At 72.9% G+C, this 26,562-nt stretch carries 21 protein-coding genes; 3 read left to right on the top strand and 18 right to left on the bottom strand.

Going from position 1 to position 26,562, the window contains the following annotated elements:
• Positions 1-9 precede the first annotated feature (9 nt).
• Positions 10-1,437: a PAS domain-containing protein gene (locus U5640_RS25505; protein WP_340378064.1), complete on the bottom strand. Its 1,428-nt coding sequence runs from the start codon at positions 1,435-1,437 to the stop codon at positions 10-12.
• Positions 1,438-1,551: 114 nt separating this feature from the next.
• Positions 1,552-1,683, bottom strand: a complete 132-nt coding sequence (locus U5640_RS25500; protein WP_340378063.1) for a hypothetical protein — start codon at positions 1,681-1,683, stop codon at positions 1,552-1,554.
• A 540-nt stretch (positions 1,684-2,223) separates the two neighbouring features.
• Between U5640_RS25500 and U5640_RS25495 the strand changes: the two genes are divergently transcribed.
• Positions 2,224-3,252, top strand: a complete 1,029-nt coding sequence (locus tag U5640_RS25495; RefSeq protein ID WP_340378062.1) for a 2-oxoglutarate and iron-dependent oxygenase domain-containing protein — start codon at positions 2,224-2,226, stop codon at positions 3,250-3,252.
• Positions 3,253-3,268: 16 nt separating this feature from the next.
• Here U5640_RS25495 and U5640_RS25490 read toward each other — a convergent pair whose 3' ends face one another.
• Positions 3,269-4,369 (bottom strand): citrate synthase 2, encoded by a 1,101-nt coding sequence (locus U5640_RS25490; RefSeq protein WP_340378061.1) that lies wholly within the window; start codon positions 4,367-4,369, stop codon positions 3,269-3,271.
• A gap of 172 nt (positions 4,370-4,541) precedes the next feature.
• On the opposite strand from U5640_RS25490, the gene pdxH reads away from it, so the two are divergent.
• On the top strand, positions 4,542-5,222 hold the full coding sequence (gene pdxH / locus U5640_RS25485) for a pyridoxamine 5'-phosphate oxidase (RefSeq protein ID WP_340378060.1): 681 nt from the start codon (positions 4,542-4,544) through the stop codon (positions 5,220-5,222).
• 82 nt (positions 5,223-5,304) lie between these two features.
• Here the strand turns inward: pdxH and U5640_RS25480 are convergent, their stop codons facing one another.
• The 10 genes from U5640_RS25480 to U5640_RS25435 all read right to left on the bottom strand — a co-directional run bounded on the left by U5640_RS25480 (position 5,305) and on the right by U5640_RS25435 (position 19,566).
• Positions 5,305-5,970 carry a TetR/AcrR family transcriptional regulator gene (locus U5640_RS25480; protein ID WP_340378059.1) on the bottom strand — a complete coding sequence of 222 codons (666 nt, stop codon included), beginning with the start codon at positions 5,968-5,970 and terminating at the stop codon, positions 5,305-5,307.
• Positions 5,958-6,692: an enoyl-CoA hydratase family protein gene (locus U5640_RS25475; protein ID WP_340378058.1), complete on the bottom strand. Its 735-nt coding sequence runs from the start codon at positions 6,690-6,692 to the stop codon at positions 5,958-5,960. Before U5640_RS25475 ends, U5640_RS25480 begins: the two co-directional genes overlap by 13 nt.
• Entirely contained in the window at positions 6,689-8,257 is a 1,569-nt protein-coding gene (locus U5640_RS25470; protein ID WP_340378057.1) for a 4-coumarate--CoA ligase family protein, read from the bottom strand. Before U5640_RS25470 ends, U5640_RS25475 begins: the two co-directional genes overlap by 4 nt.
• A gap of 43 nt (positions 8,258-8,300) precedes the next feature.
• Positions 8,301-9,428, bottom strand: a complete 1,128-nt coding sequence (locus U5640_RS25465; RefSeq protein ID WP_340378056.1) for an acyl-CoA dehydrogenase family protein — start codon at positions 9,426-9,428, stop codon at positions 8,301-8,303.
• A gap of 55 nt (positions 9,429-9,483) precedes the next feature.
• A complete protein-coding gene (locus U5640_RS25460) occupies positions 9,484-11,325 on the bottom strand; it encodes a biotin carboxylase N-terminal domain-containing protein (RefSeq protein ID WP_340378055.1) in 1,842 nt (613 codons plus the stop codon).
• A gap of 5 nt (positions 11,326-11,330) precedes the next feature.
• Complete coding sequence (locus U5640_RS25455) at positions 11,331-12,929, bottom strand: carboxyl transferase domain-containing protein (RefSeq protein ID WP_340378054.1); 1,599 nt, start codon at positions 12,927-12,929, stop codon at positions 11,331-11,333.
• Positions 12,926-14,623, bottom strand: a complete 1,698-nt coding sequence (locus U5640_RS25450) for an acyclic terpene utilization AtuA family protein (RefSeq protein ID WP_340385323.1) — start codon at positions 14,621-14,623, stop codon at positions 12,926-12,928. Before U5640_RS25450 ends, U5640_RS25455 begins: the two co-directional genes overlap by 4 nt.
• A 32-nt stretch (positions 14,624-14,655) precedes the next feature.
• Positions 14,656-15,450 (bottom strand): TIGR03084 family metal-binding protein, encoded by a 795-nt coding sequence (locus U5640_RS25445; RefSeq protein ID WP_340378053.1) that lies wholly within the window; start codon positions 15,448-15,450, stop codon positions 14,656-14,658.
• A 100-nt stretch (positions 15,451-15,550) separates the two neighbouring features.
• Complete coding sequence (locus tag U5640_RS25440) at positions 15,551-16,489, bottom strand: EamA family transporter (RefSeq protein ID WP_340378052.1); 939 nt, start codon at positions 16,487-16,489, stop codon at positions 15,551-15,553.
• Between the two features lie 167 nt (positions 16,490-16,656).
• Positions 16,657-19,566 carry an FAD-binding and (Fe-S)-binding domain-containing protein gene (locus tag U5640_RS25435; protein WP_340385321.1) on the bottom strand — a complete coding sequence of 970 codons (2,910 nt, stop codon included), beginning with the start codon at positions 19,564-19,566 and terminating at the stop codon, positions 16,657-16,659.
• 105 nt (positions 19,567-19,671) lie between these two features.
• On the opposite strand from U5640_RS25435, the gene serC reads away from it, so the two are divergent.
• On the top strand, positions 19,672-20,790 hold the full coding sequence (gene serC, locus U5640_RS25430; protein WP_340378051.1) for a phosphoserine transaminase: 1,119 nt from the start codon (positions 19,672-19,674) through the stop codon (positions 20,788-20,790).
• Positions 20,791-20,851: 61 nt separating this feature from the next.
• On the opposite strand, the gene gcvH is transcribed toward serC, so the two are convergent.
• From gcvH to U5640_RS25405, 5 genes are all read right to left on the bottom strand, one after another.
• Positions 20,852-21,238, bottom strand: coding sequence for a glycine cleavage system protein GcvH (gcvH, locus tag U5640_RS25425; RefSeq protein WP_340378050.1), 387 nt, complete (start codon positions 21,236-21,238; stop codon positions 20,852-20,854).
• 106 nt (positions 21,239-21,344) lie between these two features.
• Entirely contained in the window at positions 21,345-22,943 is a 1,599-nt protein-coding gene (locus U5640_RS25420; protein ID WP_340378049.1) for an alpha/beta hydrolase, read from the bottom strand.
• Positions 22,944-23,126: 183 nt separating this feature from the next.
• Entirely contained in the window at positions 23,127-24,668 is a 1,542-nt protein-coding gene (locus tag U5640_RS25415; RefSeq protein WP_340378048.1) for a cellulase family glycosylhydrolase, read from the bottom strand.
• A 152-nt stretch (positions 24,669-24,820) separates the two neighbouring features.
• Positions 24,821-25,354 (bottom strand): hypothetical protein, encoded by a 534-nt coding sequence (locus U5640_RS25410; protein WP_340378047.1) that lies wholly within the window; start codon positions 25,352-25,354, stop codon positions 24,821-24,823.
• Between the two features lie 162 nt (positions 25,355-25,516).
• Positions 25,517-26,530, bottom strand: a complete 1,014-nt coding sequence (locus tag U5640_RS25405; RefSeq protein WP_340378046.1) for a WD40 repeat domain-containing protein — start codon at positions 26,528-26,530, stop codon at positions 25,517-25,519.
• Between the last annotated feature and the right edge of the window lie 32 nt (positions 26,531-26,562).

Raw genomic sequence — 26,562 nt, 5'->3', positions numbered from 1 at the left:
CCCCGCGGGTCAGCCGCCGCCGGAACCCGCCGGGTCCGTGAGGTCCGCCAGATCAAGCGCCGCCGCTATCCGCACCGCGACATCCTCGGCGTACGTCGCGTCGGACCGCTCGAAGGGCGTCCGGCCCGCACCCCGCAGAAACGTCACCACCCCCAGCGTGCGCCCCCGGCTGCGCAGCACCGCGCACAACGCGTGCACCGTGTCCTGCGGCCACTGCCGCACCCGCGCCCACTCGCGCGCCTCCTCCGCCGCCGCGCTCCCCGCGCCCGCCCGCACCGAACCGGCCCGCGCCACGCACTGCAGCGCCGGATGCCCCTCCGGATACCGGACCGGCAGCCCCGCGTAACCGGTCAGCGCGCTCGGGCCCGGACCGCCCGACGGCGTGGCCGCGACCCGCACCAGCCGCAGCGGCACCCCCGCCGGCTCCGCCTCCGCCGCCGCACCGCCCGCGACCCGGTCGACCAGCGCATGGTCGGCGAACCCCGCGAGCGCGAAGTCGAGATGGACCGTGGCCGCCTCCGCCGGATCCTCGCACTCGGCCGCCGCCCGCGCGGCCCGGTGCAACTGGTTCGTACGGAACCGCAGCAGCGACGCCTCCTGCTCCCCCTGCTTGGCCTCCGTCACGTCCTGGAACAGCCAGCCCACACCGAGCGGCACCGGCTCCTCCGCCAGCGGCGAGGCCAGCCGCAGGAACCCGCTCCGCCAGCAGCGCCGCCGCTCCCCCTCCGGGGTGCGCACCCCCACCCACACCTCCGCCGGGGCGGGCGGGGCGCCCTCCGCGAGGACATGCGTCAGCGCGTTCTCCAGCTCCTCCACGCCCTGGGTCAGCAGCTCGCCCAGCGGACGGCCCAGCACCGCCGTACGCCCCGTGCCGAGCGCGCGGGCGGCATGCGCGTTGACCACGGCGGGCCGCAGATCCGCGTCCACCAGGACCACGCCCCAGGACGCGTCGTCGAACAGCGCCTCGCTCAGCGCGATGGACCGCTCCAGATCGATCTGCGCGTGCACCTCGCTGAAGGCGCAGTACAGTCCCGCCGGCTTGCCGTCCGGCCCGGGCACGGCGGCCGACTGGGTGCGCACGAGCACCCGGCCCCCGTCCTTCGTCAGCAGCGCGAACTCGTGCACCTGGCGGCCCGTCGCGTGCATCGCCGACATCAGCCGCGTCTCGACCTCCCCGGCGTCCGCCTCGCGCACCGCCCACCCGGCGAAGCCCTTCCGGCCCACGGCCTCCGCCGCACTCCAGCCGAGGATGCGCTCCGCCTCGCGGTTCCAGTGGGTGACGACACCGTCGGCGTCGAAGGCGCACAGCGCCGCGTCCATCCCGTCGAGGAGCGCGGCGAGGAGATCCGGGCCGCCGGGGTCGCCCGGGTTCTCCGACCGCTCGGGCTCGTCCGGCCCCAGTTCGTCGGTGGTCCCCTTACGCCGGGAAGCACTCACCTGGACCCCCTGCAGGTTCGCTCACGTGCCCTCATTCAACTCGAACGTGACGCAGCCCACATATGGTTCCCGCAAGATTGCAGGGGAATCGTTGTACCGCCGCCGTCGCCACCGTCACACCGGAACGGGCATCAGCCTCAGGTCGACCCATTCCGCCGTCCCTCCGTCCAGCACGTAGCGCTCCACGTACCGCCACTGCTCCAGCGCGGCCCCACCACCGGCCACCTCGACCCGAAGATCATTCACCCCACCAGCGAACCGCGCCCTCACGCGCGCGTCAACTCTTGCGAAAAACGGTTGATCGGGGGCCGGAACGGTTCCTAAGGTGTCGAGCACACGAGAAGGGAGGTGGTTCGGCAGATGTATGGAAACCGGACGCGTGAGGTGACTGCGGGCTAGCGGCCCGTCACCACACTCAGTGCGGTGCCGGACCCGTGCGCGGATGCGCGTGCAGCCGGCCCAATCCCAGCAGTCACCCGACCCGCGAGTCGCCGGTACGTCCGGCCGGCCCCTCCCCCTGGGAGGACCAGACTCGCGGGTCGTCTGCGTTTGGCGGCCTCGTTTTCGAGGGCTGCCCGGGCGTTTCGGGAAATTTTCACAGGCAGTACGCTGGGGAACATGCTTTCGCTCGTTCGACGCCGCCACGTGGACTTCGTCCGCGTCACGAGCATGGGCTGTCGGCGCTCCGCCTGACCCAGCCCCCTTCTGCTTCTCTCCCCTTCGGCAGCTGGGCTCCGCCCCACCCTCGGCGGCCGCCCGTGCCCCGTACACCCGCGGACGCATCCCATGACGCACATCGCGACGGCACCGTCGTACGACCAGCTCCCCCTCATCGATCTGTCGGCCGCCGACCGCGGCCCCCAGGCGCGTGCATTGCTCCATGCGCAGCTGCACAGCGCCGCCCACGACGTGGGCTTCTTCCAGCTCGTCGGGCACGGGGTGAGCAGGGAGGAGACCGAGCGGCTGGTGGCGGCCGTGCGGGCCTTCTTCCGGCTGCCCGAGGCCGACCGGCTCGCCATCGACAACGTGAACTCGCCGCACTTCCGCGGCTACACGCGCACCGGTGACGAGCGGACCGGGGGGCGCCAGGACTGGCGGGACCAGCTGGACATCGGGGCGGAGCGGCCGGCCCGGGTGCCGGGGCCCGGTGAGCCCTCGTACTGGTGGCTGCAGGGGCCCAACCAGTGGCCGGGCGGGCTGCCCGAGCTGCGGGAGGCCGCGCTGGCGTGGATCGACCGGCTCAGCGGGGTCGCCGAGCGGCTGCTGCGGGAGCTGCTCGCGTCGATCGGGGCCGAGCCCGGGTTCTACGACCCGGTCTTCGGGGAGCACGCGCATCCGCATCTGAAGCTGGTGCGGTATCCGGGGAGCGCGGGGGACGGGGCCGATCAGGGGGTGGGGGCCCACAAGGACTACGGGTTCCTGACGCTGCTGCTCCAGGACCGGGTCGGCGGGCTCCAGGTGCAGCGGGAGGACGGGCTGTTCCACGACGTGCCGCCGGTGGAGGGGGCGTTCGTCGTGAATCTCGGGGAGTTGCTGGAGGTGGCGACCAACGGGTACCTCGTCGCCACCAACCACCGGGTGGTCTCGCCGCCGGGGGCGGTGGAGCGGTTCTCCGTGCCCTTCTTCTACAACCCCCGGCTGGACGCCCGGGTGGAGCCGCTGGTCTTCCCGTACGCCGCCGCCGCTCCGGGGGTGACGGACGATCCGGGCAACCCGCTGTTCGCGGAGTACGGGTTCAACGAGCTGAAGGGCAAGCTGCGGGCGCATCCGCTGGTGGCGGAGCGGCATCACGCGGGGCTGCTCAGCCCCGCGTGAGCGGGCCTGCCCCGGCTCAGTGCGCGATGTCCTCGTAGCCCTCGATCTCCCGGGGGCTGCGGGTGCCGGGGCCGGTGTAGCGGGCGGAGGGGCGGACCAGGCGGCCGGTGCGCTTCTGCTCGAGGATGTGGGCCGACCAGCCGGCGGTGCGGGCGCAGGTGAACATCGAGGTGAACATGTGCGCGGGGACCTCGGCGAAGTCGAGGACGATGGCCGCCCAGAACTCGACGTTCGTCGCCAGGACGCGGTCCGGGCGGCGGGCGTGGAGTTCGGCGAGGGCGGCTTTCTCCAGGGCTTCGGCGATCTCGAAGCGGGGGGCGCCGAGTTCGCGGGCGGTGCGGCGCAGGACGCGGGCGCGGGGGTCCTCGGCGCGGTAGACGCGGTGGCCGAAGCCCATGAGGCGTTCGCCCTGGTCGAGGGCGCGCTTGACGTAGGCCTCGGCGTCGCCGGTGCGTTCGATCTCCTCGATCATGCCGAGGACGCGGGAGGGGGCGCCGCCGTGCAGGGGGCCGGACATGGCGCCCACGGCTCCGGAGAGGGCGGCGGCCACGTCGGCGCCGGTGGAGGCGATGACGCGGGCGGTGAAGGTGGAGGCGTTCATGCCGTGCTCGGCCGCGCTCGTCCAGTAGGCGTCGACGGCCTTGACGTGCTTGGGGTCGGGTTCGCCGCGCCAGCGGATCATGAAGCGTTCGACGATGGAGTGGGCCTTGTCGATCTCGCTCTGCGGGACCATGGGGCGGCCCTGGCCGCGGGCGGACTGGGCGACGTAGGACAGGGCCATGACGGCGGCGCGGGCGAGGTCCTCGCGGGCCTGCTCGGCATCGATGTCGAGCAGGGGCTTGAGGCCCCAGACGGGGGCGAGCATGGCGAGGGCGGACTGGACGTCGACGCGGATGTCGCCGGAGTGGACGGGGATGGGGAAGGGCTCGGCGGGCGGCAGGCCGGGGTTGAAGGCGCCGTCGACCAGGAGGCCCCAGACGTTGCCGAACGAGACGTGGCCGACCAGGTCCTCGATGTCGACGCCCCGGTACCGCAGGGCGCCGCCCTCCTTGTCCGGTTCGGCGATCTCCGTCTCGAACGCGACGACTCCTTCGAGCCCGGGTACGAAGTCGGACATCAGGCGGCTCCTCGTGAGGTGTGCGGCGGGTTGTGGCGCCGGTGGGTCCACTGCGCCGGTACGGCACTCGTCGTGGCATCTGCACCATATCCCCGAGTGCCACCTTTGGGGAGTGCTGCGGCACTCAGTGCCACCCGGTCCGCCAGGGTGTTCCATACGGCAGGATGGCCACGTGACCGATCGCGACTCCGTCTACTCAGGGCCCGTTCCCGATCCCGCCGCCATGCGCAAGCAGTACCGGGCGGAGGGGCTGGACGAGGCGGAGCTGGCGGCGACGCCGGTGGAGCAGTTCGCGCGCTGGTTCAAGGACGCCGCCGTGGAGGCGCACCTGTTCGAGCCGAACGCCATGATCGTGTCCACGGCGGACGCGGAGGGGCGGCCCGGTTCCCGGACGGTACTGCTGAAGCAGTTCGACGAACAGGGGTTCGTCTTCTATACGAACTACGCGTCCCGCAAGGGGCGGGATCTCGCCGCGAACCCGTATGTGTCGTTGCTCTTCCCGTGGCATCCGATGGCACGGCAGGTCATCGTGCGGGGCGTGGCCCGGCGGACGGGGCGGGACGAGACCGCGGCGTACTTCCGGAGCCGGCCGCACGGTTCGCAGCTCGGGGCGTGGGCGAGCGGTCAGTCGTCGGTGATCGCCGGCCGGGCCGAACTGGACGCGTCCTATGCCGAGCTGCTGGCGCGGTATCCGGAGGGTGAGCAGGTGCCGGTGCCGCCGCACTGGGGCGGTTTCCGGGTGGTGCCGGAGTCGGTGGAGTTCTGGCAGGGCCGGGAGAACCGGCTGCACGACCGGCTGCGGTACGTGGCCCGGGCGGACGGCGGCTGGTCGGTGGAGCGGCTCGCTCCCTGAGCGGGGGCTTTCCGTCCCGGTCGACGATCACCTGGACACGGTCTCCGTCGGTCCCGCCTCGGACACGGCCTGGCACACGCCCTCAGATCCGTCCCCCGTCCCGCCGTCGGTCCCGCCCTGCGTCCAGCAGCCCGTCCAGCAGCACCGCCCACTGGGCCACCACGCGCTCGCGGCGGCCGGTGTCGTCGGTGAGGAGGTTGGCGAGACCGAGGCCGCGGGCCATGTCGAGGAGGCCCTGGACGGTCTCGCGGACGCCGGGGACGGATTCGTCCGCGCCGAGGAGTTCGAGGGCGACGCGGTGGGTCTCGCGGCCGACGCGGCCCTCCAGTTCGGTGACGCGGGGGCCGAGCTGTTCCTCGTTGGAGGCGGCGACCCAGAGGTGGAGGGCGGCGCGGAAGAGGGGGCCGGTGTAGACGTCGACGAGGGCGGTCAGGACCGCGCGGCGGTCGGCTCCGCCGTCGGGGAACAGCGCGCGCAGGGCCAGGCAGCGTTCCTCGGCGACGTACTCGACGGCCGCGGTGAACAGGTCCTCGCGGGTGGGGAAGTGGTGCTGGGCGGCGCCGCGGGAGACACCCGCGCGTTCGGCGACGACGGAGACCGTGGAGCCGGCCCAGCCGTGTTCGGCGAGGCAGGCGACGGCGGCTTCGAGGAGTCGCTGCCGGGTGGCCCGGCTGCGGTCCTGCTTGGGGACCCGGTCGCCGGACGGCCGGTCGCCGGAGGGCCGGCCGGCCGCGGTCACAGCACCCATGCGGGATCCCGTCGTTCGAGGAAGGCCGTCATGCCCTCGCGGGCGGGCGCGGAGGAGAACAGCCGGGCGGAGAGCGCCGTGAGATGGCCGGCGTCCCGGTCGAATGTCTCCAGCACCTTAGCCGTGAGCAGCCGTTTCGTCTCGGCGAGGGCCTCGGGGGCGGATCTGCGCAGTCCGTCGAGCACGGGGGCGAGGACGGCGTCGACGTCGTCGCCGGTGGCGGTGAGCAGGCCGATGCGGGCGGCCTCGGGGGCGTCGAAGCGTTCGCCGGTGAGGTAGTAGCGGGTGAGGGCGCGGGGGTCGGTGCGGGGCAGCAGGGGGAGGGAGATGACGGCGGGGGCGACGCCGATGCGCACCTCGGTGAAGGCGAAGGTGGCCGGGGTGGCGGCGGCGGTGATGTCGCAGGCGGCGAGGAGGCCGAGGCCGCCGGCCCGGACATGGCCGGTGACCCGGGCGACGACGGGCCGGGGCAGCGCGACGATCTGCCGGAGGAGGGCCACGAACGCGTCGGGGGCGGGCGGGTCGCGCAGGTCGGCTCCGGCGCTGAAGGTGCTGCCGGTGTGGGTGAGGACGACGGCGCGGACGTCACCGGCCCCGGCGCAGTCGGTGAGCGCATCGGTGAGTTCGCCGACGAGGGCGGCGGAGAGGGCGTTGCGGGTGGCGGGGGCGTCGAGGGTGAGGGTCTCGATGCCGCGGGCGCGGATGCGGGCGACGAGGGTCATGGTGTCTCCCTGAGCTGCCGGCGCAGGATCTTCCCGGAGACCGCGCGCGGGACGGCGTCGATGAAGGTGACGTGACGGACGCGTTTGTAGGGGGCGACGCGCTCGGCGACGTACATGGCGATCTCTCCTTCGGAGAGGTCGGGGGAGGTGGGCCGGCGGACGACGAAGGCGTGCGGGACCTCGTTGCCCTCGTCGTTGTAGACGCCGATGACGGCGGCGTCGGCGACGGCGGGGTGGGTGAGGAGGAGGGCTTCGAGCTCGGCGGGGGCGACCTGGAAGCCCTTGTACTTGATGAGTTCCTTGACGCGGTCGATGACGAAGAGCCAGCCGTCCTCGTCGACGCGGCCGATGTCGCCGGTGTGCAGCCAGCCGTCGGCGTCGATCATCGCGGCGGTGGCGTCGGGGCGGCCGAGGTAGCCCTTCATGACCTGGGGGCCGCGGATGAGGATCTCGCCGTCCTCGCCGGGGCCGAGGTCCCGGGCGGGGTCGTCGAGGGAGACGATGCGCATCTCGGTGCCGGCGATGAGCCGGCCGACGGTTCCGGCGGGGGCCTCGCGCATGGCGTCGAGGGGGACGACATGGGTGCCGGGGGACAGTTCCGTCATGCCGTAGGCCTGGCCGACGGGCGGCAGGCCCAGGCGGTCGGAGCAGGCGGCAGCGAGGTCCGCGTCCAGGGGGGCGGCGGCGCTGATGACGTACCGCAGGGACGACAGGTCGTACTGGGCGACCGCCGGGTGTTTGGCGAGGGCGAGGACGATCGGCGGGGCGACGTACAGGCCGGTGATGCGGTGGGTCTGGATGGCGGCGAGGAAGGTCTCCAGGTCGAAACGGGGCAGGACGACGACCGTGGCGCCCTGCCGGAGGGGGGCGTTCATCAGGGCCGTGAGGCCGTAGATGTGGAAGAAGGGCAGGACGGCGAGGATGCGGTCGCCGGGGCCTGCGGAGATCAGGGGTTCGAGCTGGGCGAGGTTGGTGGCGATCTGCCGGTGGGTGAGCATGACGCCCTTGGGGGTGCCGGTGGTCCCCGAGGAGTACGGCAGGGCGGCCACGTCCTCGACGGGATCGATGTCGATCTGCGGTTCGGGGGCGGCGGAGGCGAGCATGTCGATCAGGGAGCGGTGTCCGGGCGCGCTGTCGCAGACGAAGATCTCCCGGACGCCGCCGGCGAGTTCGGCGGCGCGCCGGGCGGTCTCCAGGAACGGTGAGACCGTGACGATCCAGCGGGCCCGGGAGTCGCCGAGCTGTTTGGCGAACTCCTCGGCGGTGGCGAGCGGGTGCACGGTGGTGACGGAGGCACCCGCGCGGGTGGCGCCGTAGAAGGCGAGGGGGAAGGCGACGGTGTTGGGGCTGTGCAGGGCCAGGACGTCGCCCTTGCGGACCCCGGCCTCGGCGAGGGCGGCGGCGACGCGCCGGTGGAACCGGTCCACCTGCTCGTAGGTGAGGGTGGTGCCGTCGGTGCCGTCGATCAGCGCGGGCTGTTCCCCGAAGGCGGCGGCGCGGCCCAGGACGGCGTCGTGGATGGGGAGGTCTACGGGCGGGACGTCTGCGTACGCGCTGCGGAACACGGTTCCTCCAAGACGGTTCGGCCGGACGGTTCGGCCGGACGGTTCAGTACGACTTGGGCAGACCCAGGGTCTGATGGGAGACGTAGTTGAGAATCATCTCCCGGCTCACCGGAGCGATACGGGCCACGCGGGAGGCGGTGATCAGTCTGGCGATGCCGAACTCCGTGGTGAGGCCGTTCCCTCCGAGGGTCTGCACTGCCTGGTCTACGGCGCGCACGCAGGCTTCCCCCGCCGCGTATTTGGCCATGTTGGCGGCCTCGCCCGCGCCGACGTCGTCACCGGCGTCGTAGAGGTGGGCGGCCTTCTGCGTCATCAGGCGGGCCAGTTCGAGTTCGATGTGGGCCTGGGCCAGGGGGTGGGCGATGGCCTGGTGGGCGCCGATGGGGGTCTTCCAGACCGTGCGGTCGCGGGCGTACGCGACGGCCTTGGCGAGGGCGTGGCGGCCCATGCCGATCGCGAAGGCGGCCGTCATGATCCGCTCCGGGTTGAGGCCGGCGAAGAGCTGGAGGAGACCGGCGTCCTCGTCGCCGACGAGGGCGTCGGCGGGGAGCCGGACGTCGTCCAGGACCAGTTCGAACTGCTTCTCCACGCTGTGCAGTTCCATGTCGATCCTGCGGTGGGTGAAGCCGGGGGCGTCGCGCGGGACGATGAACAGGCAGGGCTTGAGGTTGCCGGTGCGGGCGTCCTCCGTGCGGCCGACGATCAGGGTGGCGTCGGCGATGTCGACGCCGGAGACGAAGACCTTGCGGCCGGTGAGCAGCCAGTCGGTGCCGTCGCGGCGGGCGGTGGTGGTGATGCGGTGGCTGTTGGAGCCGGCGTCGGGTTCGGTGATGCCGAAGGCCATCAGGCGGGTGCCGTCCGCGAGGGCGGGGAGCCACTGCTGTTTCTGTGCCTGCGTGCCGAAGCGGGCGATGACCGTGCCGCAGATCGCCGGGGAGACGATCATCATCAGGAGGGGGTTGCCGGCGGTGCCCATCTCTTCGAGGACGAGGGAGAGTTCGGTGATGCCGCCGCCGCCTCCGCCGTAGGCCTCGGGGAGGTTGACACCGATGTAGCCGAGTTTGGCCGCGTCCTGCCAGAGGGTCCGGGAGTCGTGCGGGTGGGCCTTGGCGAAGGAGGCGACCGCTGCGCGCAGTGCCTTGTGCTCGTCGGATTCGATCAGGGTCGTCACTGTGGCTCCTTTGACTGCGGGTCGTATGTGGCCGGTCGCGCAGTTCCCCGCGCCCCTAGGTGTCCTGCACTACCGCCAGCAGAGTGCCGACCTGGACCTGCTGTCCTTCCGTCACCTGCACCGCCGTCACCGTCCCCGTCGCCGGGGCCGGGATGACGTGTTGCATCTTCATCGCTTCGAGCCACACCAGCGGTTCGCCCGCTTCCACACTCGATCCGGTGATGAGACCGGGCGCGAGCTTGACGACCGTGCCCGGCATCGGGGCCAGGAGGGAGCCGCGGACGTGCCGGGTCCGCGGGGCCGGGAAGCGGGGCAGGGCCGTCAGCGTCGTGGTGTTGACGTGGACCTGGTCGCCGTAGCGGGCGATCTCGTAGCGGTGGCGCACGCCGTCCGCTTCCAGGACGACCAGCGACGGGTCGGCGTGCACGACCCGGACGCCCTCGGCCGTGAGGCCGGACCGGTCGTGCGCGTAGGCGACCTCGATCTCCTCGCCGGCCCTCGCGTACCGCTTCGTCTGCCGCTGGGACGGCAGGTTGCGCCAGCCGCCGAAGCGCGAACCGGTCCGTGCCTCGGCCAGCGCCGCCGCCAGCGGGGCGAGGGGGTCCACCGCCGGTGCGGTCAGGGCGGGCAGGTGGCGGTCGTAGAAGGCCGTCGTCATCCGGGCCGAGGTGAACTCCTCGTGCCGCAGGGAGTGGATCAGCAGGTCGCGGTTGGTGGTCGGGCCGTGGAGGACGGTGCGTTCCAGGGCACCCGCCAGTCTGCGGATCGCCTCCGCGCGCGTGGGGGCGTGGGCGACGATCTTCGCGAGCATCGGGTCGTAGTGGACGCCGATCTCGTCGCCGTCGGTGTAGCCGGTGTCCAGGCGGACGGCGTCCGGGACGGTCAGCCGGTGCAGGGTGCCGGTCTGCGGAGTCCAGTCGGTCGCGGGGTCCTCGGCGTAGAGGCGGGCCTCGACCGCGTGGCCCCGCGCGCGGGGCGGTTCGGGGGCGAGGGCGGCGCCTTCCGCGACGCGGATCTGTTCGGCGACGAGGTCGAGGCCGAAGACGGCCTCCGTGACCGGGTGCTCCACCTGGAGGCGGGTGTTCATCTCCAGGAAGTGCGCGCGGCCGCCCTCGACCAGGAACTCGACCGTGCCCGCGCCGGTGTAGGAGACGGCGTGCGCCGCCCGGACGGCCAGCTCGCGCAGTTCCTCGTCCAGGGCCGCGGGGAGTCCGGGCGCGGGCGCCTCCTCGATCACCTTCTGGTGGCGGCGCTGCAGGGAGCAGTCGCGGGTGCCGAGCGCCCACACCGTGCCGTGGGTGTCGGCGAGGATCTGGACCTCGACGTGGCGGCCGTTCTCGACGTAGGGCTCGATGAACACCTCGCCGTCGCCGAAGGCGTTGGCGGCCTCCGCGCGGGCGGTCTCCAGGGCGGCGGGCAGGTCCTCCAGACGGCGTACGACGCGCATGCCGCGCCCGCCGCCGCCCGCGGCCGCCTTCACCAGCACCGGCAGGTCCGGCTCCGCCACGTCCTCCAGGGGCGCCAGCCCCATCAGCCGCTTCGCACGGGTCTTGGACGCCATCGCCTCGATGGCGTCCGGCGGCGGGCCGATCCAGACGAGTCCGGCGTCCTGGACGGCCCGCGCGAAGTCGGCGTTCTCGGAGAGGAAGCCGTAGCCGGGGTGCACGGCGTCCGCACCGGCCGCGACGGCCGCCTTCACGATCAGGTCGGCGCGCAGATAGGTGTCCGCGGGGGCCGCTCCCGGCAGGCGTACGGCCGTGTCGGCCACGCGCGTGTGGAGGGCGTCGTCGTCGGCGTCCGAGTGCACGGCGACCGTCCGGATGCCCAGCTCACGGCAGGTGCGGACGATACGGCAGGCGATCTCGCCGCGGTTCGCGATCAGGACGGAAGTAATCATGGGCCTCACATCCGGAAGACGCCGAAGCCACCGCGCGCGCCCTCGTAGGGCGCCGTGTGGACGGCCGACAGGCACAGGCCGAGGACCGTGCGGGTGTCGCGCGGGTCGATGACGCCGTCGTCGTAGAGCCGCCCGGACAGGAACATCGGGAGCGACTCGGACTCGATCTGCTGCTCCACCAGGGCGCGCAGGGCGGCGTCGGCGTCCTCGTCGTAGGGCTGTCCCTTCGCGACGGCGGACTGGCGGGCGACGATGGACAGGACGCCGGCGAGCTGCTGCGGGCCCATGACGGCGGATTTGGCGCTGGGCCAGGCGAACAGGAAACGGGGGTCGTAGGCGCGGCCGCACATGCCGTAGTGGCCGGCGCCGTAGGAGGCGCCCATGAGGACGGACAGGTGCGGCACACGGCTGTTGCTCACCGCGTTGATCATCATCGAGCCGTGCTTGATGATGCCGCCCTGCTCGTACTCCTTGCCGACCATGTAGCCGGTGGTGTTGTGCAGGAACAGCAGCGGGATGTCCCGCTGGTTGGCGAGCTGGATGAACTGGGCGGCCTTCTGGGACTCGGCGCTGAACAGCACGCCCTGGGCGTTGGCGAGGATGCCGACCGGGTAGCCGTGCAGCGCGGCCCAGCCGGTGGTCAGGCTGGTCCCGTACAGGGGCTTGAACTCGTCGAAGTCGGAGCCGTCGACGATCCGGGCGATCACCTCGCGCGGGTCGAAGGGGGTCTTGAGGTCGCCCGGGACGATGCCGAGCAGTTCCTCGGGGTCGTAGCGGGGCGGCTCGGCCGGGCCCGGGTCGGCGTGGGCCTTGCGGTGGTTGAGGCGGGCGACGACCCGGCGGGCCTGGCGCAGCGCGTCGCGTTCGTCGACGGCGAAGTGGTCGGCGAGACCGGACACGCGCGCGTGCATCTCGGCGCCGCCCAGCGACTCGTCGTCGCTCTCCTCGCCGGTGGCCATCTTCACCAGCGGCGGTCCGCCGAGGAAGACCTTCGCCCGCTCCCTGACCATGATCACGTGATCGGACAGGCCGGGGATGTAGGCGCCGCCGGCCGTGGAGTTGCCGAAGACGACGGCGACGGTGGGGATGCCGGCGGCGGAGAGCCGGGTGAGGTCGCGGAAGACGGCGCCCCCGGGGATGAAGATCTCCTTCTGTGAGGGCAGGTCGGCGCCGCCGGACTCCACGAGGCTGATGAAGGGCAGCCGGTTGGCGAGGGCGATGTCGTTGGCGCGCAGGGCCTTCTTCAGCGACCAGGGGTTGCTGGCGCCGCCGCGCACGGTGGGGTCGTTGGCGGTGATCAGGCACTCGACGCCCTCGACGACCCCGATGCCGGTGACCAGGGAGGCGCCGACGGTGTAGTCGCTGCCCCAGGCGGCGAGCGGGGACAGCTCCAGGAAGGGGGTGTCGGGGTCGAGGAGCAGTTCGATGCGTTCGCGGGCGAGGAGCTTGCCGCGGGCGCGGTGCCGTTCGACGTACTTCGGGCCGCCGCCCGCGAGGGCCTTGGCGTGTTCGGCGTCCAGCTCGGCCAGTTTGGCGAGCATGGCCTCGCGGTGGGCGCGGTGGTCGGGGCCGGTCGTGTCCAGCGCCGACGGCAGGACGGTCACAGGAGTGCCTCCGGGAGGTCCAGATGACGGGAGCGCAGCCATTCGCCGAGCGCCTTGGCCTGCGGATCGAAGCGGTGCTGTGCGGCGACTCCGGCGCCGAGGACGCCCTCGACGACGAAGTTCAGGGCGCGCAGCCGCGGGAGCACATGCCGGGTGACCTGCAACTCCGCTGTCTCCGGGAGCAGTTCCCGGAACCGGTCGACGGTCAGGGTGTGGGCGAGCCAGCGCCAGGCCTCGTCGGTGCGGACCCACACCCCGACGTTGGCGTCCCCGCCCTTGTCCCCGCTGCGGGCCCCGGCGACGAGGCCGAGGGGGGCTCTGCGGACGGGGCCGGGCGGCAGGGGTTCGGGCGGCTCCGGTGCGCTCACCTCGTCGCGTACGAGGGTGTCACCGGCCGGGGGGACGGCAATCCGGCGTCCGTCGTCGAGGACGGCGGTGTGCGCGACCTCGTCCCGGGGGACGTACGCGGCCTCGAACACCCCGTAGGGGGCGCCCTTGCCGGGTGGGGCGAGGACGTGGAAGCCGGGGTAGCTCCCGAGGGCCAGTTCCACGGCGGCACCGCTCAGGGCCCGGCCCACGGCGGCCTGGTCGGGGTCGCGGACGACGAGCCGCAGCAGGGCGCTCGCGGTCTCCTCGGTCTCGGCGTCGGGGCGGTCGGTGCGGACGAGTTCCCAGCGGACGTCGGCGGCCTTCGTCAGGGCGCCGGCCAGCTGCTCGCGCACCAGGTCCGCCTTGGCCTCGACGTCGAGGCCGGTGAGGACGAAGACGACCTCGTTGCGGAAGCCGCCGAGCCGGCTGCGGCCGACCTTGAGGGTGGGCGGCGGGGCCTCGCCGCGTACGCCGTCGATCCGGACGCGGTCGGGGCCGTCCTGGGTGAGCCGTACCGTGTCGAGGCGGGCGGTGACGTCCGGTCCGGCGTACCGGGCGCCGGTCGTCTCGTACAGCAGCTGCGCGGTGACCGTGCCGACGTCGACGAGTCCGCCGGTGCCGGGGTGCTTGGTGATGACGCTGCTGCCGTCGGCGTGCAGCTCGGCGAGGGGGAAGCCGGGCCGGCGTACGTCCGCCTCCCGGAAGAAGGCGTAGTTGCCGCCGGTGGCCTGGGTCCCGCACTCCAGGACGTGTCCGGCGACGACCGCGCCGGCGAGCCGGTCGTGGTCGTGCGGCGTCCAGCCGAAGTGGGCGGCGGCGGGCCCGCTGACCAGGGCCGCGTCCGTCACCCGTCCGGTGACGACGATGTCCGCGCCCTCGCGCAGACAGGCCGCGATGCCGAAGCCGCCGAGATAGGCGTGGGCGGTGAGGGAGCCGGGGAACCGGTCGCCGAGGTCGTCGCCCTCGACGTGCGCGACGCGTACGGGGACGCCGACCCGGTCGGCCAGTTCACGGACGGCGTCGGCGAGTCCGGCCGGGTTCAGGCCGCCGGCATTGGTGACGATCCGCACGCCCCGCTCCCGGGCGAGGCCGAGGCACTGCTCCAGCTGGCGCAGGAAGGTGCGGGCGTAGCCGGCGGAGGGGTCCTTCAGCCGGTCGCGGCCGAGGATGAGCATGGTCAGTTCGGCGAGGTAGTCGCCGGTGAGGACGTCGAGCGCGCCGCCGGTGAGCATCTCGTGCAGGGCGTCGGCGCGGTCGCCGTAGAAGCCGGAGAAGTTGCCGATGCGCAGGGGCGGCGGGGGTGAGGCGGGTGGCTGGGGCGGCAGGGGTGGTGTCGGGGGTGACGGCGGCGGGGGCGTCACGCGGACTCCCCTCGTGGGGCGCGCCCCTTGCCGGGCGGGCCCGCGAAGGCCTGGGCGATGTCGAGCCAGCGGTCGGCGTCCTCGCCCTCGGCGCGCAGGGCGAGGTCGGCGCGGTGGGCGCGCTGGGTGACGAGGAGGCAGAAGTCGAGGGCGGGGCCGCTGACGCGGTCGGTGGCGTCGTCCGGGCCGTACGCCCACGTCTCGCCGGAGGGGGCGGTGAGTTCGACGCGGAAGTCCTCGAACGGCGGGGTCAGCCCGTGCACGCCGAACGCGTAGTCGCGGGTGCGGACGCCGAGGCGGACGATGTGCCGCAGACGGTCGCTCGGGGCGCGGACGGCTCCGAGGGCTTCGGCGACGTCCAGGCCGTGCGCCCAGGTCTCCATCAGGCGGGCGGTGGCCATGGAGGCGGTCGACATGGGCGGCCCGTACCAGGGGAAGCGGGCGCCCTCGGGGGCGGTGCGCAGGGCGTCGGCGAGGGCCGCGCGGCCGGTCCGCCAGTCCGCGAGGAGCTGTGCGGGCGGCTTGCGGGCGCCCTCCTCCGCGCCGTTGTCGACGAAGTCCCCGGGCGCGGTCAGGGCGGCCTCGACCGCACGCGAGAAGGCCGGCTGGTCGGTCACGGCGAGCAGCGAGGAGTGGTCGGTCCAGGCGAGGTGGGCGATCTGATGGGCGACGGTCCAGCCGGGGGCGGGGGTCGGAAGCGTCCACTGCTCCGGCTCCAACTCGGCGACGATCAGATCGAGTTCGTCGCTTTCGGCACACAGGTCGTCGATCACGGGCGTCGGGTCGGCCATGGGGTGGAGCATGGCAGGGCCCCCAGAAACAAGCAAGCATGCTTGCATTTAATTTTGCCGACCGGGCGAGGAAAGCCCTCGGGCCGCGCGACGGGCGCCCTCAGGCCTCCGGCACCGGCGCCTTCCCCCGGCCCACCTGGGTGCGTACCGCGCCCATGCTCGCGGCGACCACCAGGGCGATCGCGGCCGTCTCGGGCAGGGACAGGGCCTGGCCGAGGACGAGGAGGCCGGCCGTGGCGGCGACGGCCGGTTCCAGGCTCATCAGGACGGCGAAGGTGGAGGCGGGCAGCCGGCGCAGGGCCAGGAGTTCCAGGGTGTACGGCAGCACGGAGGACAGCAGCGCGACCGCCGCGCCCAGGCCGAAGGTCACCGGGTCCGCGAGTCTCGCCCCGGACTCCGCGATGCCCAGCGGGAGGAAGACCAGCGCGCCCACCGCCATCGCCAGGGCCAGCCCGTCGGCCTGCGGGAAGCGGCGGCCCGTGCGGGCACTGAACACGATGTACGCCGCCCACATCGCGCCCGCCCCCAGGGCGAACGCGACGCCCGCCGGGTCGAGGCCGGCGAAGCCCCCGCCGCCGAGCAGGAAGACCCCGGCCAGGGCGAGCCCGGCCCAGACCAGGTTGAGGGCGCGGCGGGAGGCGAGGACGGACAGGGCGAGCGGGCCGAGGACCTCCAGGGTCACCGCCGGGCCCAGCGGGATGCGGTCGACGGCCTGGTAGAAGAGGCCGTTCATCGCGGCCATGGTGACGCCGAAGGCGACGACCGTGCCCCAGTCGCCGCGCGAGTGGCCGCGCAGCCGGGGACGGCAGACCACGAGCAGGACCACCGCCGCGACCACCAGCCGCAGCGCCACGACCCCGAGCGCACCCGCCCTCGGCATCAGCGTCACCGCCAGCGCGCCGCCGAACTGCACGGAGATGCCCCCGGCGAGGACGAGGCCGACCGGACCGAGGGAACCGAAGCGGCCGGGGGCGCCGGGTGCACCGGGTGCACCGGCCGGGACGGGGGTGGCGAGGGAGGCTTCCGAGGGGGCGGTCACGGGCGGTCCAAGAGCTCTTGTTGTTCATCCGACTGGACTGTCAAGTCCACAGTAATGAACTTGGACAGGTGCGTAAACCGCTCAAGCCTCTGTCTCGCGCCGTGAGACGTTCAGCCGCCGGGCCAGAGCCTCGGGTCGTGGCGGTCCGGCGCCCGGGCCATGAATCGTCAGTCGTCGTCGAGCGCGTCCGCCAGCACCTCGGCCAGGTGCCGGGCCCGCACCCCGGCCAGCTGGTCGAGCTGGGTGCGGCAGGAGTAGCCGTCGGCGAGGACGACCGTGCCGGGCGGGGACTGCCGTACGGCGGGCAGCAGCTGCTCCTCCGCGCAGGCCGCCGACACCTCGAAGTGGCCCTTCTCGAAGCCGAAGTCGCCCGCCAGTCCGCAACAGCCGCCGCTGAGTCCGCCGGTGAGTCCGGCGGCCTCGCGCAGCCGCCGGTCGGGGGCGTCGCCGAGCACCGCGTGCTGATGGCAGTGGGTCTGGCCGACGACCGGCCGGTCCAGCCGGGGCGGCGACCAGCCGGGCGCGTACCGCTCCAGCGCCTCCGCGAAGGTCACCACCCGCGCCGCGAGGCGCCGGGCGCGCGGGTCGTCGCCCAGCAGTCCCGGAAGGTCCGTCCGCAGCGCGGCGGCGCAGCTGGGCTCCAGGACGACGAAGGACAGGTGCGCCGGCTCCTCCTCCGCCAGGAGCGGCTCCAGCAGGTCCAGGGTGCGCCGCATGACCTCCCGTGCCCGGTCCAGCTGGCCCGTGGAGACGTACGTCAGCCCGCAGCACACCCGCCCGCGCTCCGCCGTGAGCGGGTTCAGGACCTTCGAGACCCCGTCGCCGACCGCCGCCTTCCGCCACCGCCGGGTGGGCGGGGTGAGCACGTCCAGCCCCGCCGCCTCCAGCACCCGTACGGCCGCCCTGCCCACCGACGGGGAGAGGTGCTCGGTGAAGGTGTCCGGCCACAGCACGACCGCCGGTCGGGGCCCGCCGGGCCGCAGCGGCGGCCGCCCCTCCCCCGTCCGCGCCCGTGCCACCAGGAGCCGCCCCCACCACCGGGTGAACGTCTGCGGGGCCAGCGGCGGGATCGCCCGCTCCGGCGCGATCCCGGCCACCCGTTTCGCCGCCCGCGCCAGGGGCCGCACGCGTGCGAGGGCGTTCACGAGCCGGCTCGCGCGCGTGCGGGACACCCAGCGCAGCCACTGCGGCAGCCGGCCCAGCGCGTAGTGGGCGGCGGGGCGGCGCCGGCCCGCGTAGTGGTGGTGCAGGAACTCCGCCTTGTAGGTGGCCATGTCGACCCCGACCGGGCAGTCGGAGCGGCAGCCCTTGCAGGACAGGCACAGGTCCAGGGCGTCGCGGACCTCCGCCGACCGCCAGCCGTCGGTCACCACCTCACCTGCGAGCATCTCGTGCAGCAGCCGGGCCCGCCCGCGCGTGGAGTGCGCCTCCTCCCCCGTCACCCGGAACGAGGGGCACATCACGGCCGGCCCGGTCGCCGTCGTCGTACGGCACTTGGCGACGCCCACACAGCGGCGTACGGCGGCCGCGAAGTCACCGCCGTCGGACGGGTAGCCGAAGACGACCGGCAGCGGTTCACGGGGCAGCACGGCGAAGCGCAGCCCGGAGTCCAGGGGCGCGGGGCGGACCAGCATGCCGGGGTTGAGGAGGTCGTCGGGGTCCCACACCCCTTTCGCCCGCTCGAACAGCGCGATCAGCTCGGGGCCGTACATCCGCGGCAGCAGCTCGGCCCGCGCCTGCCCGTCGCCGTGCTCCCCGGAGAGGGAGCCGCCGTGGGCGACGACCAGGTCGGCGAGTTCCCCGGAGAAGCGGCGGAAGCGCGCCACGCCCGGCGCGGTCAGCAGGTCGAAGTCGATCCGGACGTGGATGCAGCCGTCGCCGAAATGGCCGTACGGCGTCCCGCGCAGCCCGTGCGCGGCGAGCAGCGCCCGGAAGTCCCGCAGGTACGCGCCGAGCCGGGCGGGCGGCACCGCGCAGTCCTCCCAGCCGGGCCAGGCCTCGGAGCCGTCGGGCATCCTGGTCGCCGTGCCGCTGGCATCCTCCCGGACGCGCCACAGGGCCCGCTGGGCGGCCGGGTCCGTGACCACCAGGGTGTCGACGGTGTCCGAGGCCGCCCGCACGATCGTCTCCGCACGCGCGCGTGCCTCGCCCGGCGATTCGCCGCCGGTCTCCACGAACAGCCAGGCGCCCCCGCGGGGCAGCCCCGCCGATGACGGGACCAGGTCGGCCGCCATCCCCTCGACGGTCAGCGGCCGGTGGGGCAGCAGTGCGGCCGCGGCCTCGGCGGCGGCGCTCTCGTCGCCGTACCCGAGCACGGCGAGCGCACGCGCGCGGGGGGCCTCGACGAGCCGTACGACCGCCTCCGTGAGCACGCCGAGCGTGCCCTCCGAGCCGCAGAAGGAGCGGGCGACATCGGCGCCCTTCTCGGGCAGCAGCGCGTCGAGCGCGTACCCGGAGATCCGGCGGGGCAGCTCGGGGAAGCCGGTCCGCAGCCGCGCGAGATCCCCCTCCACCAGTTCCCGCAGCCCGTCGGGCGCCCCGGACCAGCCCTGCCCGAGCCGCAGCCGCCGCCCGCGCGCGGTGACGACCTCCAGCTCGCGCACGCTGTCCGCGGTCGTCCCCCAGGCCACGGAGTGCGCGCCGCAGGAGTTGTTGCCGATCATCCCGCCGAGGGTGCAGCGGCTGTGCGTCGCCGGATCGGGCCCGAAGCGCAGCCCGTGCGGGGCGGCGGCCTCCTGGAGCCGGTCGAGGACCAGCCCGGGCTGGACGACGGCGGTGCGCTCCCGCGGGTCCAGGGCGAGCACCCGGTTCATGTGCCGGGTGAAGTCCAGCACCACGCCCGTGCCGGTGGCCTGCCCGGCGATCGACGTGCCGCCGCCGCGCGCGACGACCGGCACGCCGTGGGCCCGGCACACCGCGAGGACGGCGCCCACGTCGTCGGCGTCCCGGGGGGCGACGACGCCCAGCGGGACCCGCCGGTAGTTGGACGCGTCCATGGTGAACAGCGCCCGCGAGCCGGCGTCGAAACGCACCTCGCCCCGGACGGCCCCGCGCAGCCCGGCCTCCAGCTCCGTCATGACGTCCATCCGTCAGCCACCTGCCCTTCCGCCACCTGTTGGGACACCGTCTCACCCGACGGACGAGGTTTCGCCGAGGTTTCCCCCACCCGATAACCTCCCCCCGTGGCTGAGATCCAGATTCCCTCTGACATCAAGCCCGCCGACGGACGTTTCGGCGCGGGCCCCTCCAAGGTGCGGACGGAGGCGCTGGACGCCCTCGCCGCCACCGGCACCTCCCTCCTCGGCACCTCCCACCGCCAGGCCCCGGTGAAGAACCTGGTCGGCCAGGTGCGCGAGGGCATCAGCGAGCTGTTCTCCCTCCCCGAGGGCTACGAGGTGATCCTCGGCAACGGCGGCTCGACCGCCTTCTGGGACATCGCGACCCACGGCCTGATCGAGACCAAGTCGCAGCACCTCACCTTCGGCGAGTTCAGCTCCAAGTTCGCCAAGGCGGCCAAGCTCGCCCCCTGGCTGGCCGAGCCCACCGTCGTCTCCTCCGACCCGGGCACGCACCCCGAGCCCGTCGCCGAGGCGGGCGTCGACGTCTACGCCTTCACCCACAACGAGACGTCGACGGGTGTCGCGGCCCCGCTCCGGCGCGTCGAGGGCGCCGACGAGGGCGCCCTGGTCCTGGTGGACGCCACCTCCGGCGCCGGCGGCCTCCCGGTCGACATCGCCGAGACCGACGTCTACTACTTCGCCCCGCAGAAGTCCTTCGCCTCCGACGGCGGCCTGTGGATCGGCGTGTTCTCCCCGGCCGCGATCGAGCGCGCCGAGCGGATCCACGCCTCCGGCCGGCACATCCCCGAGTTCTTCAGCCTCCCCACGGCGATCGACAACTCCCGCAAGAACCAGACGTACAACACCCCGGCCCTCGCCACCCTCTTCCTGCTCAACCAGCAGCTGGAGTGGATCAACGGCCAGGGCGGCCTGGCCTTCTCCACGGGCCGCACCAAGGATTCCTCGACCCGTCTGTACAGCTGGGCCGAGGAGTCGAAGCACGCGACGCCGTTCGTCACCGACCCGGCCAAACGCTCCCAGGTCATCGGCACGATCGACTTCACGGACGAGATCGACGCCGCCGCCGTCGCCAAGGTCCTGCGCGCCAACGGCATCGTCGACACCGAGCCCTACCGCAAGCTCGGCCGCAACCAGCTGCGCGTCGCGATGTTCCCGGCGATCGACCCGGCGGACGTCGAGGCGCTCACGCGGTGCATCGACTACGTGATCGAGAAGCTTTAGCGGCTTCCGCCACGACGTGAAGGGCGCCCGCCGCGATGGCGGGCGCCCTTCGTGCGCTCACTCAGCCCCCGGCGATGAGCTTCTCGTACGCCTTGGCGTCGAGCAGCCCGTTGGAGCCGGCCCCGCTCTTGGTCCTGACCTTGAAGAGCCACATCTCGTAGGGCTCGGAGTTGACCGTCTCGGGGTCGTCGGTGACCTCGTCGTTGATCTGGACGATCTCCCCGGTGACCGGGCAGAACAGATCGGACGCCGCCTTGACCGACTCGACCACGCCGACCGCCTCCCCGACCTCGACCTTCCGGCCGACCTCGGGCAGCTCGAAGAAGACGATGTCCCCGAGGTTCTTCTGGGCGTGGTCGGTGATGCCGACGGTCACGGTGCCGTCGGTCCCGGTCTCGACCCATTCGTGGTCTTCGGTGTAGCGGAGGTGGGTGGGCACCTGGGACATGTCTGCTCCTTCAGCGCGGAGGTGTGATCGGGGACAGCCTCGCTCCCCGATCACACAGAACCCGACATTTCCGGCGCCACGGTCCCCCAGGCAGGTGACGGACGGGTCAGCCGCGGACACCGACCAGGGTGTGCAGGGTGTCGGCGGACGTCGTGCCGGCCGTCCGGTCCGCGGTCAGGGCGGACTGCGTCGTGCTCGGCGGCACGGGGTCGGCCGTCTTCTTGCAGACCGCGTCGGCCACGCCGCTGCCGCGCGGGACGGTCCCGTCGGTCAGGTACTTGGCGAGGTACTTGTCCAGGCAGGCGTTGCCGCTCAGCGTGATGCCGTGGTTGCCGCCGCCCTGCTCGACCACCAGGCTGGAGTGCTTGAGCAGACGGTGGACGGCGACACCGCCCTGGTACGGGGTGGCCGCGTCGTTCGTCGCCTGGAACAGCAGGACCGGCGGGAGCTTGCTGTTGGCGACGTTCACCGGCTTCAGTGTCTTCGTCGGCCAGAACGCGCACGGCGCGTTGTACCAGGCGTTGTTCCAGGCCATGAACGGGGCCTTCTCGTAGACGGCCCAGTTGTCCTTGCGCCACTGGTTCCAGTCGCGCGGCCAGGAGACGTCACGGCACTGCACGGCGGTGTAGACGCTGTAGCCGTTGTCGCCGGAGGCGTCGATGGCCGCGATGCTCTCGTAGGCCTTGAGCAGCGGGGCGTCGTTCTTGTCGTTCACGTGGGCGGCGAACGCCGAGGCGAGGACGGGCCAGTAGCCGTTGTAGTAGCCGCCGGGGATGTAGGTGTCCTCCAGCTCGGAGGCGCCCACCTTGCCGCCGGCCGGCTTCTTGGCGAGTTCGGCCCGCATCGCGTACCACTTGGCCTCGACCGCGGCCGGGTCGGTGCCGAGCTTGTACGTGCCGTTGTACTTGGCGATCCACGCCATCAGCGCCTTCTGGCGGGCGTCGAAGGCGTAGTCCTGGGAGATGTTGGCGTCGTACCAGACCCCGCCGGGGTCGACGATCGAGTCCAGGACCAGCCGGCGCACCCGGGTCGGGAAGAGCTTGGCGTAGACCTGGCCGAGGTAGGTGCCGTACGAGTAGCCGAAGTAGTTGATCTTCTTGGCGCCGAGCGCCTTGCGGATCCGGTCCATGTCCTTCACGGCGCTGACCGTGTTGATGTACGGCAGGACGTCCGCGTACTTGGTGCCGCAGGCCTTGGCGAACGCCTTGGCGCGCGCGAGGTTGGCCTTCTCGATCGCGGCGGTGCTGGGCACGGAGTCCGGGCGGACCGGGTTGAAGTAACCCGGCTTGCAGTCCAGCGCGGGCTTGCTCTTGCCGACGCCGCGCGGGTCGAAGCCGATGACGTCGTACTGCGCCGCGACCGACTTGGGCAGCGAGGACGCCACGAACCCGGCGAGGGTCAGTCCGCTGCCGCCGGGGCCACCGGGGTTGACCAGCAGCGGGCCCTGGTACTTGCGCGCGGTGTGCGGGACGCGGGAGAGGGCCAGGGTTATCTTCCGGCCGTTCGGCTTGGCGTAGTTCAGCGGCACCTTCACCGACGCGCACTGGAGCGTCGGGTAGTCCTCCGTCGCACACTTCTTCCAGGTGACCTTCGCCGCCTGGGCTGCCGGCGCGGACTGCGACGAGGCGGCCTCGGCCGGGACGGCCGTGAGAGATCCGGCCAGCACGACGGTCGCGCCGCACAGCACGGCTGTGCTTCTTCTCATGAAGTTCCTTCACGGAATGGGGGGTTCGGCAGGACCGGAAAGTTCACGATCCCCGCGGGATCTTTCCGAAGAACCACGCCCATCTGAAGGTTTTCGGCCGAAAATTTGGAACTCATTTGATCCGGGCGCGCCTTGGCGCGCCGGTACGGACGCCCGGCGCCATCGGTACCGGGCGTCCGGCTCTCAACTCGCCGTGCAGCTCACGGTCGGCGCCGTCCCGCCGCCGGGCGCGCCCCCGAAGCCGAAGGTCGTCGAGGCGCCCGCCGCGATCGTGCCGTTGTGGGCGGCGTTCGCCGCGGTCACGGTCGTCCCGCTCTGCGTGTACGAGGCGTTCCACATGGTCGTGATCTGCTGACCGCCGCTCCAGCTCCAGGTGACCTTCCAGGAACCGATCGCGGCCGTCCCGGTGTTGGTCACCTTCACCTCGGCGTTGAAGCCGCCGCCCCAGTCGCTGGTGACCGTGTAGGCGGCGGAGCAGACGGCCGATCCGCCGCCGCCTCCCCCGCCCCCGCCGCCGCCCCCGCCTCCGCCGGTGCCGGGGAAGCCGGGTGCCTTGACGCTCGCCAGGTAGGCGTCCTTCACCGTGTCCACGGTCTGCCAGTCGTCCTTGAGAATGCCGCCCGTGTCACCGGAGTTGGGGTTCCAGGACCAGAACGTCCAGTGGAAGGAGTCGGCGCCGTACGTCGACGTCGGCCGCAGATAGCTCACCAGCGCCGCCAGCCACCGCTGGTCCACGGTCGCCTGGAGCGTCGTGCCGAACTCCCCCACCCACACGGGCGCGATGTTCTGCTTGAAGATGTAACCCCAGTACTTGTCCCAGATCCCCGGCATGTTGGCGGGGAACGTCGGATCGCTGAACCAGCTCTGCTGGGCCACGCTGGTGGCGTAGTCGTGGGCCGAGTAGACGACCCGGTTCGCCACGTTCAGCTGCACCGGGTACTGCGCGACCCCCATCAGGTTGCCGCCCCACCAGCCCGAGACGCCGTTGAAGGACTGGACGCCCTCGACGAAGACCAGCAGATCGGGGTTGACGGACAGGACGGCGTTGCCCGCGCGCTGGGCGGCCAGCCGCCAGTCCGTCGCGGTGTCGCCGCAGCCCCAGCAGGCGGGGTCGTGGGGCTCGTTGTGCAGGTCGATACCGACGACCGTGGACTGACCCGCGTAACGGGCCGCGAGCGCCTTGAGGTTGGCGATCCACGTCGACTCGGGGACGGCCGAGGTGTACCAGAGGGCCGACTGGCCACCGGAGTCCGGGCGGTGCCGGTCGAGGATCACCTTGAGGCCGTCCTGACCGGCGTACGAGACGATCCTGTCGAGGACGCCCAGGGAGCCCAGCCCCTGGAGGTCGGCGTTCTTGCCGCTGCTGAAGTCGATGCCGTTGGGCACGGTCGAGCTCTTGAAGATGTCGTCGCTGTACGGGATCCGGATCGTGTTGTAGCCCAGCGACTTCATCTGGTCGATCATGCTCTTGTAGTCACGGGACCACAGGCCGTGGACGACGTAGTTGCCGGTCTCGAAGCCGAACCAGTTGATCCCGGCGATCCGGACCGGCTGCCCGGCCGCGTCGAGGATCTGCCGGCCGCTGGTGTGCCAGTACCCGGCACCGGCGTCGGCCGCCGCGGCGGTGGCCGCCGGGGCCGCTTGGGCGGACTGGGCGCCCGCCGCCAGGGGGAGCAGCAGGGCCGCGGCGGCGGCGCACAGCGCTCTGCGGAGGTTGCGGAACATGGCGTTGCTTCCTCTCGGGGGCGGCGCGGGCCCGGAACATATGGGAGCGCTCCCATACACCGCGCACCCCCAGGAAACTGACACTGCATGTGCGCGTCAAGAAGCGCGGCGGTACCCGGTGCGGGTACCGCCGCGCCGCCTCGGACGACGGGTCAGCGATTGTCGGGATCTTCGATGACATTGATCAGGGCGACGATGTCGTCGATCTCCCCGTCCCCGGTGACGGTCACGCCGACGCTCACGAAGTGGATCGGGTGCGGGGGGACGATCGGCCCCGGCGGGAAGAAGGGGTTGACCTGGAGGAAGGCCGGGGAGGCGATCAGCGGCGTGATCGGACCGGGCGGCCAGGACACCACGTTGCTGTCCGCGCCGACGAACAGATACCGGCCGCCGGTCGTCTGCCCCACGCCGGTCGTGGGGCCCAGGGCGCTGATGATCCGGGCCGTGCCCCCGCCGCCCGTGTTCGTCCGGGTGACGACGGTGACGAAGAGGCTTCCGGTGATGTCGATCTTCTCCTGGGCGCCCGTGATCTGGCCGCTCAGCGCCAGCGTGGCGGTGCGCACGTGCACGGCCGGGAAGGCGACGGCGGCCGCCCCGGCCGGCTGCGCGCCGGCGAGGGTCACCGGCCCCGTCAGGGCCAGGGCGGCCACGAGCAGACAGAGGCGACGAGCGACGCGTCTTCTCACGTCACGTAGAGCAGGACCGCGCATCGGGTCTCCAAAGGGTGAGGGCGGGACCGCGTTCCGAGTCCGCCCCCGTCCCGCGGGACACCTCAGCCTGACCGGACGGCCGCACCCGTGTCGCGCGGGGCGGCGCGGACGGGTGACGCCGCCGCGCCGCGCGGAGGATCAGCCGCGGCGCAGCAGCCGCCGGAAGCCGAAGAAGGCGGCGACCACGGCGACCACGGCGAGGGCGCCGAACTTGACGTTCCCGGTGGCCGCCGAGGAACCGGAGGAGTCGGAGGCCGAGTCCGAACCGTCCTTGCCCGAGGGGGACTTGGCGGACGACCCGCCGTCCGGGGCGTCCTCCGCGACCACCGAGCTCCCGGTGCCCTCGCTGCCGTACATCAGCTTGGTGCCGTCGGCGGAGTAGCTGAGGGACTCCCCCTGCCGCTGCAACGGCACGTCGAGCCGGCCCTCGCGCTTGAGGTCGCCGCCGTTCCAGCCGTACCGGATGCCGCCGAAGTAGCCGCGTACGGCGAGCTGGGTGCCGTCCGGGGAGAAGGCGGCGTCGGTGGCCCACAGGTCGACGGTGGCGATCGGCTTGAAGACGTTCTTGCCACGGGTGGAGAGGGTCGCCGGGCCCTCGTAGAGGTGTCCGCCGTCCTCGTTCTTGTCGATGATGTAGACCCGGCCGGTCTTGGGGTGCACGACCAGCGACTCGGCGTCGCGGGCCCCGTCCGCGTACGTCACGACGTACTGCGTGGCGCGGACGGTGGCGTCGGCGAGGGTCTTGGGCTCGGGCAGCTCGTAGATCCAGACGTACGGCCAGTTGCCGCCGAGGTTGTCGCCGATGTCGCCGACGTAGATCTTGTCGCCGGGGCCGATCGAGATGGCCTCGACGTCACGGGGGCTGCCGATGCCGGTGAGGGTGAGGCGGGCGACGGTCTTCCCGGTGGCGCTGTCGACGGCGTAGAGGTAGGGGCCGTCGTCGCTGTCGTTGTGGGTCCAGTAGATGCCGGGGTGCCGGCGGGAGGCGGCGAGGCCACTGGACTCGGTGATGCGCGGATCCTCGATCGTGAACCCCTTGTCCCCCGTGTCGTCCCGGTCCGCCCCGGCGGCGGAGGCGGGCACGGCGAAGGCGCCCACGAGGAGGGTGGCGGCGAGGAGGGCCCCGGCTCGGGCGGCGAAGGATCGGCGCATGCCCTCAAGCCTGCCATCCCGCCCGGGCGTTC

The sequence above is a fragment of the Streptomyces sp. SS7 genome (assembly GCF_037993025.1).
Lineage (GTDB): Bacteria > Actinomycetota > Actinomycetes > Streptomycetales > Streptomycetaceae > Streptomyces.
This window is presented reverse-complemented; position numbering and strand designations above follow the sequence as displayed.